General features: G+C 49.0%; 13 protein-coding genes. 3 read left to right on the top strand and 10 right to left on the bottom strand.

Going from position 1 to position 15,842, the window contains the following annotated elements:
• Positions 1–95: 95 nt before the first annotated feature.
• Both TW77_RS07220 and TW77_RS07225 read left to right on the top strand, forming a co-directional pair.
• Positions 96–1,727 (top strand): methyl-accepting chemotaxis protein, encoded by a 1,632-nt coding sequence (locus tag TW77_RS07220; protein ID WP_046004305.1) that lies wholly within the window; start codon positions 96–98, stop codon positions 1,725–1,727.
• Between the two features lie 634 nt (positions 1,728–2,361).
• A complete protein-coding gene (locus TW77_RS07225; protein ID WP_240479469.1) occupies positions 2,362–2,808 on the top strand; it encodes a hypothetical protein in 447 nt (148 codons plus the stop codon).
• Positions 2,809–2,831: 23 nt separating this feature from the next.
• Here TW77_RS07225 and TW77_RS07230 read toward each other — a convergent pair whose 3' ends face one another.
• The 8 genes from TW77_RS07230 to queA all read right to left on the bottom strand — a co-directional run bounded on the left by TW77_RS07230 (position 2,832) and on the right by queA (position 11,821).
• On the bottom strand, positions 2,832–3,623 hold the full coding sequence (locus TW77_RS07230) for a substrate-binding periplasmic protein (RefSeq protein WP_052713091.1): 792 nt from the start codon (positions 3,621–3,623) through the stop codon (positions 2,832–2,834).
• A gap of 123 nt (positions 3,624–3,746) precedes the next feature.
• Positions 3,747–5,528: a bifunctional diguanylate cyclase/phosphodiesterase gene (locus tag TW77_RS07235; RefSeq protein ID WP_046004306.1), complete on the bottom strand. Its 1,782-nt coding sequence runs from the start codon at positions 5,526–5,528 to the stop codon at positions 3,747–3,749.
• A gap of 87 nt (positions 5,529–5,615) precedes the next feature.
• Complete coding sequence (locus tag TW77_RS07240; RefSeq protein ID WP_052713092.1) at positions 5,616–6,194, bottom strand: hypothetical protein; 579 nt, start codon at positions 6,192–6,194, stop codon at positions 5,616–5,618.
• A gap of 68 nt (positions 6,195–6,262) precedes the next feature.
• Complete coding sequence (gene secF, locus TW77_RS07245) at positions 6,263–7,204, bottom strand: protein translocase subunit SecF (RefSeq protein WP_046004307.1); 942 nt, start codon at positions 7,202–7,204, stop codon at positions 6,263–6,265.
• Positions 7,205–7,213: 9 nt separating this feature from the next.
• The gene (gene secD, locus TW77_RS07250; RefSeq protein ID WP_046004308.1) at positions 7,214–9,073 is read right to left on the bottom strand and encodes a protein translocase subunit SecD; all 1,860 of its coding nucleotides are present in this window, start codon (positions 9,071–9,073) and stop codon (positions 7,214–7,216) included.
• A 21-nt stretch (positions 9,074–9,094) separates the two neighbouring features.
• On the bottom strand, positions 9,095–9,433 hold the full coding sequence (yajC, locus tag TW77_RS07255) for a preprotein translocase subunit YajC (protein WP_046004309.1): 339 nt from the start codon (positions 9,431–9,433) through the stop codon (positions 9,095–9,097).
• Between the two features lie 33 nt (positions 9,434–9,466).
• Positions 9,467–10,591, bottom strand: a complete 1,125-nt coding sequence (gene tgt, locus TW77_RS07260) for a tRNA guanosine(34) transglycosylase Tgt (protein WP_010383277.1) — start codon at positions 10,589–10,591, stop codon at positions 9,467–9,469.
• 189 nt (positions 10,592–10,780) lie between these two features.
• Positions 10,781–11,821, bottom strand: a complete 1,041-nt coding sequence (gene queA / locus TW77_RS07265; RefSeq protein WP_046004310.1) for a tRNA preQ1(34) S-adenosylmethionine ribosyltransferase-isomerase QueA — start codon at positions 11,819–11,821, stop codon at positions 10,781–10,783.
• Between the two features lie 267 nt (positions 11,822–12,088).
• On the opposite strand from queA, the gene TW77_RS07270 reads away from it, so the two are divergent.
• On the top strand, positions 12,089–14,599 hold the full coding sequence (locus TW77_RS07270) for a GGDEF/EAL domain-containing response regulator (protein WP_046004311.1): 2,511 nt from the start codon (positions 12,089–12,091) through the stop codon (positions 14,597–14,599).
• Between the two features lie 258 nt (positions 14,600–14,857).
• Here TW77_RS07270 and TW77_RS07275 read toward each other — a convergent pair whose 3' ends face one another.
• On the bottom strand, positions 14,858–15,355 hold the full coding sequence (locus tag TW77_RS07275) for a hypothetical protein (protein ID WP_046004312.1): 498 nt from the start codon (positions 15,353–15,355) through the stop codon (positions 14,858–14,860).
• Positions 15,342–15,842, bottom strand: a 501-nt coding sequence (locus TW77_RS07280) for a polymorphic toxin type 44 domain-containing protein (protein ID WP_156158621.1), incomplete at its 5' end; no start/stop codon positions are given. The genes TW77_RS07275 and TW77_RS07280, both read right to left, overlap by 14 nt.

The raw sequence follows: 15,842 nt of genomic DNA on the forward strand, positions 1-15,842 counted from the left end.
CATCTAAAATTCCGGGCTTAGTGATGCTTTTCAGCTTTTCACAATAAGGTTTTCGTGTTAAATCATTAAGTCAGGTTCTGCTACAGGGGCATCACGTGTTTTCATCATTCACTTTAAGAACAAAAATCATTCTATTTGCAGCCTCCATTTTTATCGCGCTCATCCTGGTTGCGATCGTTGGGCTGCAATCTCTCAGACACGCGAGCGAAACTGATAATATTGCGCGCATCAATCAGCTGATGAAAAGCACCGCCAATATCGTGTTGCAGTTTGAAGGGTTCGTGCGCAGCGGTGACCTGACTGAGGCACAAGCGAAAACCCTGGCCTCGCAAATCCTCAGGGAAAATAAATATCACGACTCCGAATATGTGTATGTGGTCGACAGCAAGCTTAACTTTATTGCCGCTCCCCATGACCCCCACCTTCACAATACGAGTTTTAACGACTTCAAAGATGCCAGTGGCAACAGCATTGGTCGCATGGTAGAGCGCCTGGTCGGCTCACAGACGAACCGCATTATTACCTACAACTGGACATCAGAGCGTAACGGCAGCGTAGCCGCCATGACGTCGGTAGTGCAAAAAACCCCTTTGTTCGGCTGGTATGTCGGCACCGGGATCAGTTATCAGGAGGTCGACGAACGCTATTGGGATACGGCAATCTGGTTGGCATCTTTATCTTTACTCATTGCCGTTGCACTGACCTTCGCATTAACTCGCTTTGGACTGTCGCTGTCTAATAAACTGGGCGCAGAGCTGGATGACGTGTTGCTGATTGTTCAGGATGTATCCCGTGGTAACCTGACATCAAAGATCCACAGTGATAACGCAAAACCAGACAGTATTCTGGCGGGAATGGAATACATGCAGCAGGGTCTCAAAGGCGTGGTTGGCGGGCTCAAGTCGGTCAGTGATTCATTGAACGAGCAAAGCCACAATGGCGAAGCACGCTCGAATGAACTGGAATCACTCACCCGGAGCCTGAGCGAAGAAACTCAGATGGTCGCCTCGGCCATTACCGAGCTCACGGCCTCCGCTCAGACTGTCGTAGAGCATGCCGAGCAGGCTGCTGAGTCTGTACAACAAGCCGAGTCCCAGGGACAAAGCGCCGATAAGCTGACGACCAAGGCATCAGAAGCGATTGCCTTGTTGGAACAGCAAATTGACAGTGCCGGCAATAATATCCAGGTGCTGGATGAAGAAGTAAAAAACATTGCCAATGTACTGAGTGTGATCCAAAGCATTGCTGAGCAGACCAATCTGCTGGCGCTGAATGCCGCGATTGAGGCTGCCCGAGCGGGTGAACAAGGGCGCGGCTTCGCCGTTGTGGCCGATGAAGTCAGGCAGCTGGCACAACGCACACAAACCAGCACGGAAGAAATTCACACTATGATTGGTAATCTGCAATCCGCAACGCAAGAAGCCAAGGCGTCGGTCACACTGAGCATCGCCACCAGTGAAAAAACCGTGACTATGTCGAGTGAGGCCAGCGGTGCACTGAAACGGGTCGCTGAGTCGCTCAGTGCCATATCGCAAATGAGCGACCAGATTGCGCAGGCAGCCAAAGAGCAGCTGGCAGCCGGAGAAGACACCGCTCAGCGCGTTGTGACCATCTCAGATACCGCCAGCCAGACTGCACAGGTCTCGCACCATGCCCATCAGGCAACCGACAGCATTACGGCATTGACCCACCAACTGGAAAAAGAAATGGCAAAATTTAAAGTTTAGTTTTTTGGTTAATATTAAGATTTTCAAGTAAAAAAAGTGAAACCAACAAATAAATTAACATTAAATTAAAGTTATATGAAAAATTTCATTTCACTTTTCTGGTCTTGGTGGTAAATTTATTAACCAGAGCTTAATAGACTTATGTTGTGTTATATGAAAATTATCATATATGATAGGTCTGAAAGCACACCTGATTCATCAGAACTGCGTCGCCGTAATTGCACGTAATTCGATGATGAACGAGCAAAGGCGGAAGCTGTGCCTATACTCTAAGAAGCTGACTAGCCAGTTTATGTAGTCGTTTTGGTTAGGCCAACAACAATGACATAAGGAATATCAATATGAAAACTCTTTCATTTACTGATTGCCAAAAAGTCGCTGCCGGTTCCAGTGTGTTACACCCTGTTCGGCCCAATGCCCAGCAAACTCCCCAAAAAAATGAGATAAAACGTACTTCGACATGACAAAGGATTTATCGATCAAAGACCTACTACTACCATACGTCGTGATGGTAGTAGTTATTTTTATTATGCAGGATGCAACTTATGTGTTCATCCTCTCTTGTATTGCAATCATCTCACTGGTGTTCCTGATAGGATTAAGGATTAAGGACATCAATATTTGCGTGCTTGCAATGATGAACTTATCGTCCATTCTGATAGAAAACCTGTTGTTTTCCACCGGGCTGATCAGCCTGTATTCCGATGAAGAAAACCGCCTGCTGCAAAACAGTGTGATATTCGGCCTCTCCATGGCCAGGGAGCTATTGATCTTAGTGTTGCTCACCTATCGCGTTGAAATCACCAAATGGCTGTTTCCCAAGCACCAGATCCGTGCCACCTTTGCAGACAGCATGATGCCCTGGCTTTACCTGATAGGCGCGGCCATCAGCTTTTTCGCTTTAATAGAAAACTATTTTCGCAATGCCAAAGGCTACGATATCACCTTCTTCTTCTATGCCTTTGAAATTACAGGCTACCTGATATTTTCGACCCTCTGTGCCATTTTGGTCGCACTGACCGTGATCTCATACAAAGAAGCCTATGAATTAAAAGTACCTTCAATCAAAAAGCGCAGTTAAATTGCAAAGACAAACCTGTATAATCAGTCTGTGTGGAAGAACGGGTTGTCGAGATATATCGGCCGTGCAGTGCTCAAAAAAGAAAGTTCAAAGTAACGTGCCAGTAGCTGCTGATACTCACCACTTTCTTTTAGACGCGATAATCCCAGTGCCAGCTTTTCTGCCAGCTGTGGTTGTTGCTTGTTCACAAAAAAGTAGAAATGTGCCGGGTACGACAAATAAATACCGGGGAGTTTGACCAAATCCGTGGCCGACTGCGCCGCCAGCTCTGAATCTACCTCGATCACCGAGCGGGGAAAATAGTCCGCTTTTTGCGCCAGGATCAAGTCAAACATCGCCTGATAATTCACAATCGGCCTGACCTTTAAGCCATTGGCTGCCAGTATTTTTGTATCGGGCCAGTCATGCCCTTGTACAGCAACCAGCTTGGCCAGTGCCGCTTTATCCTTCACAGCTTCAAAACGAGCCAGCTGTGCGCGATGGACCAGCAAAGCGCGCTTGCCGATCAGACCGTCAAACAGGGGGAATTTAACCGCAATCGCCAGCTTTTCTCGCGCCGGACTCGACATACTCCAGTGTAAGTCGACTTCGCCTTTACTCAGCGCCAGCAGGGTGCGTTGTTGATGGGGGTGTACCTTAACGTGCTGGATATCAACCGGATAGTTCGCCGCTTTGAGGGATAAGTCGAGCAGTTCATAAAGGAATAAATCGCGGTCATAGAGGGGACGCATTTCCTTGGCAACATAGATGCTTGGTTTTGCTTCGGCCACCACACCAAGCAGTATTAGCATCAGATAAATAACCCGTTTTACCATACACCACCTAGCCCACATTGAATGGTCAGTGCTGCAATTTGGCATCCCAGGCACTGACGTTGCTGACTTTCAAACTACACCTTAGCGTACTGAACTGCAACAATACTCAAGCGAAATTGGTATTTATACGCTGCTGACTGCATCCAGGCGTACTACGGGTGCGCTGGGTTTACGGCGGTTGCAGACAAACAGATAACTATTGCGGTATCGTTTGGCCTCTTTCTTGGCATCCGTTGCCAATGCGGCAACCTGATGACTGTTACTACAGGATTCTGCGTCCGGAGAGACCAAACCGATCGATAACGTCAGTAAAGGCACAAATTGTTTCTGTCCTTCCCGGTTACTGGCCCAGTAACCGCCGGCGGCGACATGCTCCGGGGTGAAAAATGCTTTAGACTGGGCTTCAAACCGTTGGATTATCTCATGACACAAAGTCTCAGCATCGTCATTGTCAAACACCACCATAAAATCATCGCCGCCGATGTGGCCCACAAAACAATGGCTGTGCTTGCACACAGCCACAGTGACTTCGGCCAGCAGCTTAATCACGCTGTCACCACTGGCGTACCCGTACAGGTCGTTAAACTGCTTGAAATGATTGAGGTCGATATAGGCCAGCGAAAAGCTGTGCATGGCACGCAGGCGCTGTTCAATTGCTTCATTGATAGCCACATTACCCGGTAACATGGTCAGCGGGTTGGCATGTTGCGCATGACGAATTTTTTCGTCGGTAATATGTTTGAGAATATCCCGCAGCGGTGCCAGGCCCAGATAGCGCCCTTCCCGGGTAATAATAATGTGCCGCCGGATATCAAACTCATGTTCAGTGATCAGCTGGCTGACACTGTCGAGCTGCTCCTGCTCATCTACAATCAAAGGTTGCTTATCCATCAGCTCAGTCACAGGCTTTTTATCGAATAACGCGTGGCCATAAGGGGCTGCGAAGACTTCGGTGAGCTGATCACGATGCAGTAAACCTACCGGTTCTCTGGCGTCATTCACAACCGTCAAGCTCATCAGCCGTTTATCCCGCTCAAAATGCCGATGTGCATCGAGACATTGTGTACAGGTGTGGATCGCAGCGACATCCTTGGCCAGCCAGCCAATCGCAATGGACTGCTCAAACGGGTTGTCTTTATTGTCAGTATGGCGATGCTGGGCCAGATTAATCATCTCGCAGTTAGGGTGTTCACTGGGTTTGGCCAGCAGATACCCCTGCGCATTCACAATCCCCAGCTGCTCCAGCAAAGCGAGCTCTTCCATACGCTCGATCCCTTCTGCAATGACCGCGGTGTTGGTTGCTTTTGCCAGCTCAATGATAGATTTCAGAAACTCTCGTTTGACGATGCTCTGGTCGCAATAGTCAATAAAGTAGCGGTCCACCTTAACAAAATCAGGGCATAACTCAGACCACTGTTTTAGTCCCGAATAGCCCGCACCTAAGTCGTCAATGGCAATAGTGAACCCCAGCTGGCGGTAATGGGCAATGGTTTTTAACAGTAAAAAGCCATCATCCACTTTATCCTGCTCAGTCACCTCAATCACGATGCGGCTGGCTGCCAGCCCGGCCTGTTCAACCAGATGTAAGGTTTCGCCTTTGGGATGACGTGGATCCAGCAATGCTTTTGGACTGACATTTAGAAACAGCTTACCGGGGAGTTGTTGCGCTACAAATTGCGTGATCGCTCTTTGGCGGCATAATAATTCCAGCTCGGACAGCCGGTCATAGCGACTGGCAGCCGCAAACAGGCTGTCTGGTTGCTCCAGCGCAGAGCCTCGCTTACCACGGCTGAGCGCCTCGAAGCCGAGCACTTGCTCCTTTGCCAAGTCATAAATTGGCTGAAATGCCGTGTATACGGCCTGGTTTGCGATGATTTCATCCAAAAGGATCTGCGTTGAGTCCACTGCTCGATGACCAAGATGAGAGTTGATTGATAATCGAACAAATTAACAATTTTACATGACAGTTATATGTCAAAAGGACGATTGTACCTAATTTGTTGTTGAATCATTTGCAACTTCCAATGACTCAGCCGCTGTCTTGGCGCGCGTAAATGCCAGCCTGACTTGCTCAACATGGGCCATTAATTCGACCAGATCCAGTTCAGCATCCAGATATGCCTCATCATCGCTCAGCCCAGCTTTAGCCATCACTGCCACTTTGGCGGGGTGGACCAGTAACTCTTTAGGGTGATAACACACGGGATCAGCCAGAGTCGGCAATGCTTGTGCTTCATGATAGTTCTGCTCAAGCTGCTGTAAGGTCAGCGTCGGTAGCGTTTGGGCTGCACCAAGCACGGCATCCAGGTAAGCCCCGCATTGGGGATAGGTCTGGTTAAAGTGTGCCAACACGGGGCCAGCTTCGTGCATCAAATCCTCAGCCTGTTGTGCTATGGCCTCAGCCGATGTCTGGATCCGAATATTGGTAAGCAGATCGCTGGCGATCAGCCGGTAGCGGTGCAGTGTATCCTGCGGCTGGATGGGTGTTGCTGTACTCGCATTTGCCTGCTCGGCTTGCTCCGAGCAGCCAAGTAGCGCCAAGCCGATCAGTGCTGTTAATTCCTTTCGCATTCGCTGTGCTCCTGTGGTGACAAAAAAGCCGCGATACAATCGCGGCTTTCTATTACATTGCAGGTTGATTATGGCATGGCATCCAGATCGGCGCCTTCTTTTTCCACTTCAACCGGGATCAAATCTTCTTTACTCACGCCCATGGCCACCGCCACAGAGCTGGCCACATAGACCGACGAGTAAGTACCGATGAATACACCGAACAGCAGCGCTGTGGCAAAACCATGGATAGTCTGACCACCCCAGACAAACAAGGCAACCAATACCAAAATGGTCGTGATTGACGTCACTAAGGTACGGTTTAGCGTCTGAGTCAGTGAGATATCGATGATCTCCAGCGTATCGTCAATGCGCACCTTACGGAAGTTTTCACGGATCCGGTCTGATACTACAATGGTATCGTTGAGCGAGTAACCTATCACGGCCAGGATAGCGGCCAGAATGGTCAGGTCAAACTCCAGCCCCAACAGTGAAAACAGACCCATAGTCAGGATCACATCGTGGAACAAAGCGGCAACCGCGCCCACTGCAAAGCGCCATTCGAAACGAAACGCAACATAGATAAGGATACACAGCAGTGCGGTCAGCATTGCCAGACCACCCTGCTCTTTCAGATCCTCACCCACACTCGGGCCAACAAACTCGATGCGGCGCATCTCAACATTGCTGTCTACCTGTTTCAGTGCGTCAACCAACTGGTTACCCAGGATCTCGGCTTTCACGTCATCGCGCGGCGCCAGACGTACCAGTACGTCCTGGCTTGAACCAAATAACGTCACCGACGCATCCGGGAAGCCATTGTCCGCCAACGTGCTACGCACTTTAGGTAAATCAGCAGGCTGAGAAAAACCCACTTCAACCGCCGTACCACCGGTGAAATCCAGACCCATGTTCATGCCTTTGTATGTCAGGCTGAAAATCGATGCCAGGATCAGTAGCGCAGAAAACGCCATCGACACTTTGCGCGCCGCCATAAAGCGGATAGTGTCTTTGATTCTTAATAACTGCATGTCCGTCTCCTAGATTGAAAGCGAGTTAATACGCTTGCCACCGATGACCGCATTGATCACCGCACGGGTACCGACGATAGCCGTAAACATCGACGTTAAAATACCAATGGCCAGCGTTACAGCGAAGCCTGCTATCGGACCTGTGCCTACAGAGAAGAGGATCACGGCCGCGATCAGCGTGGTAATGTTGGCGTCGAAAATAGTGCTGAAAGCACTGTCATAGCCATGGTGAACCGCTTGCTGAGGACTGCGTCCTTCTGCCAGCTCTTCACGAATACGCTCAAAAATAAGCACGTTAGCATCTACCGCCATACCGACGGTCAGTACGATACCGGCGATACCCGGCAAGGTCAGCGTCGCACCCGGGATCATCGACATAACGCCCACAATCATGACCAGGTTGGCAGCCAGCGCCAGGTTGGCAACCAGACCAAAGCCTTTGTAGTACATCAGCATAAATGCCAGTACGAAGGCAAAGCCCAGCACAACGGCTGTCATACCAGCCTGAATGTTTTCCTGACCCAGGCTTGGACCCACAGTGCGCTCTTCAACGATCTGAATAGGCGCAACCAGTGCACCTGCACGCAACAACAGGCTCAGGTTATGGGCTTCTGCTGGCGTGTTAATGCCGGTGATCTGGAATGAGCTGTTCAGACGAGCCTGAATGGTGGCCACGTTGATCACTTCTTCCACTTTAATTGGCGGCAGAGCCTTACCATTTTTGTCGACTTTACCCGACGGCTTGTATTCGATGAATACGGTTGCCATAGGCTTACCAATCGCGCGCTTGGTAAAGGCACTCATTTTCGCACCACCTTTGCTGTCCAGGTTGATGCTCACTTTTGGACGCTGATACTCATCCAGGCCAGACTGTGCACCTGTAATGTGCGAGCCTTCCAGTACCACACGTTTTTTCACCACGACCGGGTAACCGGCCTGGTGCATAATCACTTCTGAACCCGGTGGTACACGACCTTGTGCCGCGGCACGGGCATCGGCATTTTGATCTACTTCACGGAATTCCAGTGTTGCCGTCGCACCTAAAATCTCTTTGGCACGCGCGGTGTCCTGTACACCCGGTAACTGAACGATAATACGCTCAGCGCCCTGACGTTGTACGTTAGGCTCAGCAACACCCAGCTGGTTAATCCGGTTACGAATGATGGTTTCATTTTGCTTGATGGCGTAGTCACGCAGCTCTTTGATTTTTGGCTCACTCAGCGTCGAGAAAAATGCCAGACCATTGCTGCTGTCGTTGATAAACAGGTTACCCGGGTAACGATTTTTCAAAAAACGCTCAGCCGCATCGCGGTCTTCATCAGAGCGCATGACCACCTGAATACGATCGCTGTTGGCAACACGACGAATAGAACGATAACGTAGTTTTTCTTCTCTTAGATCGCTCTTATAGTCCTGCTCCATTTGCTCAAATGCTTTGTCCATGGCAGTCGCCATGTCGACTTCCATCGTGAAGTGAACACCACCGCTTAAGTCCAGGCCCAGTTTCATTGGGTTAGCACCCAAGTTCTTTAACCACTCAGGCTGTGCCGGGGACATGTTAATGGCAGAGATATAATCGTCACTCAGGGTATTACGCAGCAGGTCTTGCGCTTTAAGCTGATCTTCAACGTTGGTGAAGCGGATCAATACCTGGCCATCTTCAAGGGCCGTTGATTTAACGGTGAGGTTGTTGTCTTTAAGTGTTTTATTTACCTGGTCGAGCACACTGAGATCGGCATTGGTACCTTTAGTACCAGAAACCTGTATGGCCGGATCACGGCCATACAGGTTAGGTGTAGCGTATAAAATACCTACGGCCAACACAGCGAGCACAAGTAAATATTTCCACATTGGATACTTGTTTAACACTGGATCATCCTTATTGCTGGTTTATAGCGATTTCATTGTGCCTTTCGGTAACACTGCTGAAATCGCTGATTTTTGTACCGTAACTTCGGCCTGATCATTCAGGGCAATCACGATAAAATCTTTGTCTTCTGCAACCTTAGTGATTTTACCAACCAGGCCACCCTGAGTGAGCACTTCATCACCTTTGGTCAGCGCACCCATCAGATCTTTGTGCTCTTTGACACGTTTTGCTTGTGGGCGGTAGATCAGGAAATAAAATACCAGACCAAAAATACCCAGCATGATCAACATGCTCCACTCGCCACCGGCTGGTGCTGCGGCTGCCGTGCTGGCATGCGCGCTAGACATAAATAAGCTCATAGCTCTTCCTCATTTAATTTTTATTGCAAACTATTATTCGGTGTCGGCCAACGGCGGAACCGGTCTGTCACGTCGGGCATAAAAATCGGCCACAAACTGATCAAACGTACCGGCAGCAATAGCCTCACGCATTCCTTCCATCAGGCGCTGATAATAACGCAGGTTATGGATGGTATTAAGACGCGCACCTAAAATCTCGTTACACTTATCCAGATGATGCAAATAAGCACGTGAGTAATTTTTACAAGTGTGGCAATCACACTCTGGGTCCAGCGGACCTGTATCCGTTTTATGCACCGCGTTGCGGATCTTAATCACGCCACCGGTAATAAACAGGTGACCATTTCGCGCGTTACGGGTTGGCATCACACAGTCAAACATGTCGATACCACGACGTACAGCTTCTACTAAGTCTTCCGGCTTGCCCACGCCCATCAGATAACGCGGTTTTTGCTCCGGCATCTTATACGCACAGTGATCAAGAATGTTGATCATGTCTTCTTTAGGCTCACCCACTGACAGGCCGCCTAGGGCATAGCCATCAAACCCAATGTCTTCCAGTCCAGCCTGAGATTCGGCGCGCAGCTCAGGGTACATACCGCCCTGAATAATGCCAAACAGTGCAGACGGGTTATCGCCATGGGCTTCTTTAGAACGCTTTGCCCAGCGCAAAGACAGCTCCATTGAATCACGCGCTTCTTTTTCCGTCGCAGGATAAGGCGTACATTCGTCGAAGATCATCACGATGTCAGAGCCCAGATCACGCTGTACTTCCATCGCTTTTTCCGGAGACAACATGATCCGCTCACCATTGACCGGTGACTGGAACAGCACGCCTTCTTCGCTGATCTTACGCATTGCGCCCAGACTGAATACCTGGAAACCGCCTGAGTCGGTTAAGATTGGTTTATCCCAGTTCATAAAATCGTGCAGATCACCATGCTGTTTGATGATCTCGGTGCCCGGACGTAACATCAAATGGAAGGTGTTACCCAGGCAGATGTGTGCACCGGTGTCTTTCAGCTCGTCCGGCGTCATGCCTTTTACGGTGCCATAGGTACCTACTGGCATAAATGCGGGTGTTTCAACCACGCCCCGGTCGAAGATCAGGCGGCCACGACGCGCCTTGCCCTGTGTACAATCTAATTCAAATTTCATACTTACCTCTGGTCGGAAAAACAGTCCAACTTACTCTTAACCGGGAGCCAGACCCGGCGATACTAAAAACCGCCCGATTCTACCATAACGGCAATAATATTGGGGCGAAAATAGCACTTTAAAGCGCCGGGCCACAGAATTCAGGGATTAAAACAGAAAAACCCAGCCTTAATGCTGGGTTTTCATGATTTACGCCTTATCCTGTCGGGTCAGGAACATGGCATCACCATAACTAAAGAAACGATATTGCTCGGCAATCGCCGTCTCGTAGGCATGCATGATATGCGACTGACCGGCAAAGGCACTGACCAGCATGATCAGGGTTGATTCGGGTAGGTGGAAATTGGTGACCATGGCATCGACCAGCTGGAACTGATAACCCGGATAAATGAAGATGTCTGTATCGCCGTAAAATGGCTTTAGCTCATCCGGATGCGCTTTGGCTGCCGACTCCAGCGAACGGACTGACGTTGTGCCAATTGCGATCACTCGTCCACCACGCTGGCGCGCAGCAGCAATCGCATCCACCACTTCCTGCGGCACTTCGATGTACTCAGAATGCATATGGTGATCGTTGACATTCTCAACCCGCACGGGCTGGAAAGTCCCCGCGCCAACATGTAGCGTAACAAACGCCATTTCAACGCCTTTGTCTTTCAACTGGGCCATCAGCACATCATCAAAATGCAGGCCAGCAGTCGGCGCAGCTACGGCGCCTGGCTTTTCGCCATACACCGTTTGATAGCGCTCTTTGTCTTCTTCTTCATCCGGACGATCGATATAAGGCGGTAACGGCATGTGACCGATTTCATCGAGAATTGACAACACCGATGAATCACCGTGGAACTTCAGCTCGAACAGCTCGCCATGACGGGCCACCATAGTGGCTTTTGCTTTGCCTTCAAGTATGATCTCAGCGCCTTCTTTTGGCGATTTACTGGCGCGTACATGGGCCAATACGCTGTGCTCATCCAGTACCCGCTCAACCAGCACTTCCAGCTTACCGCCGGTGGCCTTTTGACCGAACATACGAGCCGGGATCACTTTGGTATTATTGAAAATTATGAGATCTTCCGGATTGATCAAATCGACAATATCCTTGAACACTTTGTGCTGTAATTCACCAGTGTTGCCATCCAGTGTCAGCAAACGACTGCTGGAGCGTTCTTTTTTAGGGTGGCGAGCGATCAGCTCATCAGGGAGTTCAAAACTAAAGTCAGCAACGCGCATAGAAGACCTCAAATTAATGCAAATAGGCGCCAAGTCTAGTGATCCGCCTACGCTAAATCAAGTGTTGAGGTAAAACTATGTAACGCTTGTCAGTGCCCCAAAATAGCTTTAATCTAGTCGCTATTGTACGAAATTTCGCAGCTAAAACGGTGCCACACAGTGACCTCCCGGTTCTGGGATCCTTCAAGGTACACAGCGCAATACAGATCACTGACAAAAAGGGCAAAAACTTGTTTACTTATTTCATGGGTTTAAGGCAGTAACACCATGGCAAAGCAACTCACATTATTGCTGGTGAATGCAGATCAACAGGAGCGCCAGCTGGTCGTAAAAACCTTGTCTTCACTGAACGTGTTTCGCATCGTTGAGCACAGTGACACGCAAACTGCGCTGGGTGTATTAAAGCGCCAGGCTGTTGATTTGATCATTACCGGGCTTAATGTTGGCAAAATAGATGGCTGGCGATTCTCGCGTATGGTGCGCTCCGGGTTGCTAAAAACGCCTAAAAATACCCCGATTGTACTGACGCCTCCCACCTATTGTGAACGTATTGCCGAAACCACAGCACGCAGTTATAGCATAGACGCCGTATTGCCTTTGGAGCGTCAGGATGTACTGCCGCAGGTGCTGGCGAATGTGTTATCCACTCACCTTGAAAAAAGCAGCCGCTTAAACCTGTTATTGCTTGAGCCGGACCAGGCCCGTGCCGATGAGATCTGTCAGCATTTATCCCTGAACTTTACCACCACACACGTCACCACCACCAATGGGGCGCTGTCGCAGTTTTTGCAAAGTGAGTTTGCCATTGTGCTGCTGGATGCGACGGCAACACACAGCGATGCCGGCAAAGAGCTGGTGGCCAACATTTTGCAACATAAACCCAGCCAGGCCATTGTAACCATTATAGATAACCGCGATGCGGATTATGCCGAACAGCTGCTGTTGCTGGGTGTGACCGACTTTGTTCGTGCTCCCTATGATCTGTCTTTATTGAGTAAAGTGTGTGACCACGCGGCGCGCCGTGAAGACTTTATGGTCAGCTATGCCGAGTTTGCCGAAAAAGTTGAGCAACTGAGTCGCAGTGAACGACGCTACAAAGACCTATTCTCGGCACACCAGCGCATTTTGCTGCACCTTAATACCGTTGTGATGGAACTGGATACCGCCGGGGTGATCCGCTTTTTAAACCCCGCCTGGGAGCAACTGGTGGGGCACAAATTGAAAGCCAGCCTGCATACCAGTATGTTCGACTACGTGCTGGCAGAGCACCGTGACAAACTGGCATCGGTGCTGACCAAAGTACAACAAGGCGAGCAGCAATCGGCGCTGCTCGAGCTGCAAGTGATGCAGAGCAACCAATGCCCTATCTGGGTTGAGTGCCGCTTTCAGCTGATTAAAAATGTCACCAGTACCGCCACTATTACGGCAACCATAGACAATATCCATGAGCGTAAGCAGGCAGAATTGCAGCTGCGCCACCTGGCATTACATGATACGCTGACCGGCCTGCATAACCGCTATTACTTCGACCAGCAATTGAACCTATTGTGCGAGCAGGCTAAGCAAGATGCACAGCTTGAACATGCGCTGATCTATATCGACCTGGATCACTTTAAGATCATCAATGACAGTAAAGGTCACCAGCAGGGTGACATTGTACTGAAAGAAGTGGCGCAACTGTTTGGTGAACACATTGCCGATGAACACCTGATCTTCCGCATCGGTGGCGATGAGTTTGCGATTTTACTGAAGCACACACCACTGCTGGATGCCCATATGCTGGCCGAGAGTGTCTGTAGTGCCATTGAGCACCATCAGTTTCATTCCGAGGAAGCCAGCTATACCATCAGCTGCTCCATTGGTTTAACACAGATCACTCACCAGAACAGCGATCCCAGTGAGTGCCTGAAACAGGCCGACATCGCCCTGTATATTGCCAAAAACCTCGGCCGCAACCTGGTACACTGCTACAGCAAAGAAGATGCCCAGAACAGTACCCTGCAAACCGGGCTGGAATGGGGACACAATGTCCGCCAGGCGCTACAGAATAACCATATTGAGCTGCACTATCAGCCTATCTGGGACTTTAAACGTAACCAGGTGGCCTATTTCGAAGCCCTGCTGCGACTGCGTGTTGACGACAACCTGGTTTATCCCAATCAATTTATTCCGGCACTGGAATTACTCAATGATACCTACCTGATGGACCAGTGTGTGATCCGCGAATGTATTCGCGCTATTGCCTGCCACCGCGAGTTGCACCAGGTCTCTATTAACCTGTCGGCCCAGTCATTTCTGGACGAGCGTTTGCTGCCGCATATTCAATCCTGTCTGGCGGAATTTCAGGTCGCTGCCAGCGCCATTATTTTTGAGATCACGGAATCGGCCAGTATCAATAATCTAAGCGCGACGCAGGCCATGATAGCCAAACTCAACGAACTGGGATGTCACTTTTCTATCGATGATTTCGGCACCGGTTTCAGCACCTTCAGTTACTTAAAACAGCTGCCAGCACAACATGTTAAGATTGATGGATCGTTTGTACGCGACATGCTCAACGACCCCATAGACCTAGCGCTGGTAAAAGCCGTGAATGACATCAGCCACTCGCTGGATAAGCGCTCTGTGGCTGAATATGTGGAGAGCAAAGAGATCTTTGATGCACTCAAAGAGATAGGCATTGATTACGGTCAGGGCTACTATATTTCCCGCCCATTACCGGTTGAACAGCTCAGCGCCATGCTGAAAACTATTTTGTCTGAGAAAACAGCCTGCTAGTATTTTTGTACAAAATTCGACCCAAAACCCACATTGCAACCTCGTTAACAGCAGACTAACTATCGCCGATATAGCTGCGTGTATATCACACACCCTGCGGACCACGAGGTCGATGGATACGACCACACTGGTCAAACCGATGCGACCAAAAAATCGGTGACATACGACCAGAAACAGCAAAGCCCCGGCGGGGCCGGGGCTTTGGATTGGGTGTCTTTTATATTTTCGATTTAGGATTTGCTCAGCCAAATTTAAATATTAACTTTCTCTATAGTAAATATACCAACCAGTATCTCCAAGATGGGTTAATTCACCATTATTGATCTGCTCCTTAACACGGGCACTTTCAACAACGATGAACTTTATTCCTTTACTTACCCCCGACACTGATAAGCCAGAGTTATATAATGGTAATGTTACAGAAACAAGTGGAGCGTTAACCTTGCTATAATCCCTTGCACAAAACATAGACTCGATCCCCAAATCATTCATCACTAACCTAGTATTCTCAACAGAAAAACCATCTAAATCCGCATCTGATTTGGATGATAAATCGATGTCGTTCACTCCAAGCCATCTCACTCTTTTTTGCAAAGCACAGAACTCAACAAAGCTTTCAATATGTACTTTATTTTGTGTATAAAAACTCCTAATACTGTCATTTGAGGGAGGTTTATTTTCTCCTGAAGAGTCACACCCTAAAATACTTACTAAAGTAACAGCAAACATCACTTTCATTAATTTATCTTGAATCATGATAGTAATCCCATCCATTCATTATATTTATTGAATCACCGGGGTTATCACCCCATGAGAATCCAAAGTTGGTTGCCGTTCTTGATACAAAGTCTGGCAACAAGTATCCTCCGCCACTATAAGCCAAAATAGGGATTGCTAAGTGTAGTTGTCTAGGGGTACCACCCCCTTGTCTGAGAACTTGGTTTGCACCAGCCCCAAACATACTACCTTCAAGATTAAAACCATATGCAGCTGCAACTACTCCAAAATGAAAGTTGCCGAAATCATCAAGCAGCTCTGGACTAAAATCATAATCAGTTAGACTATTTTTATAGTCCCATTTACCACCTGTTTTAACTGCTGCCTCCCACTTTTCAAAAGACATACTCTCTGCTTCAGCAATATTCAGTTCTAAGTCAATCCCAGCCGTCTCAAGAACCTCCTGGAACCTCTCAGGGACCTGTGCCTTTTTCTTTCCATGCTCCATCTCATCATTAAACATCCT

The sequence above is a fragment of the Pseudoalteromonas rubra genome (genome assembly GCF_000967655.1).
Taxonomy (GTDB): Bacteria; Pseudomonadota; Gammaproteobacteria; order Enterobacterales; family Alteromonadaceae; genus Pseudoalteromonas; species Pseudoalteromonas rubra_A.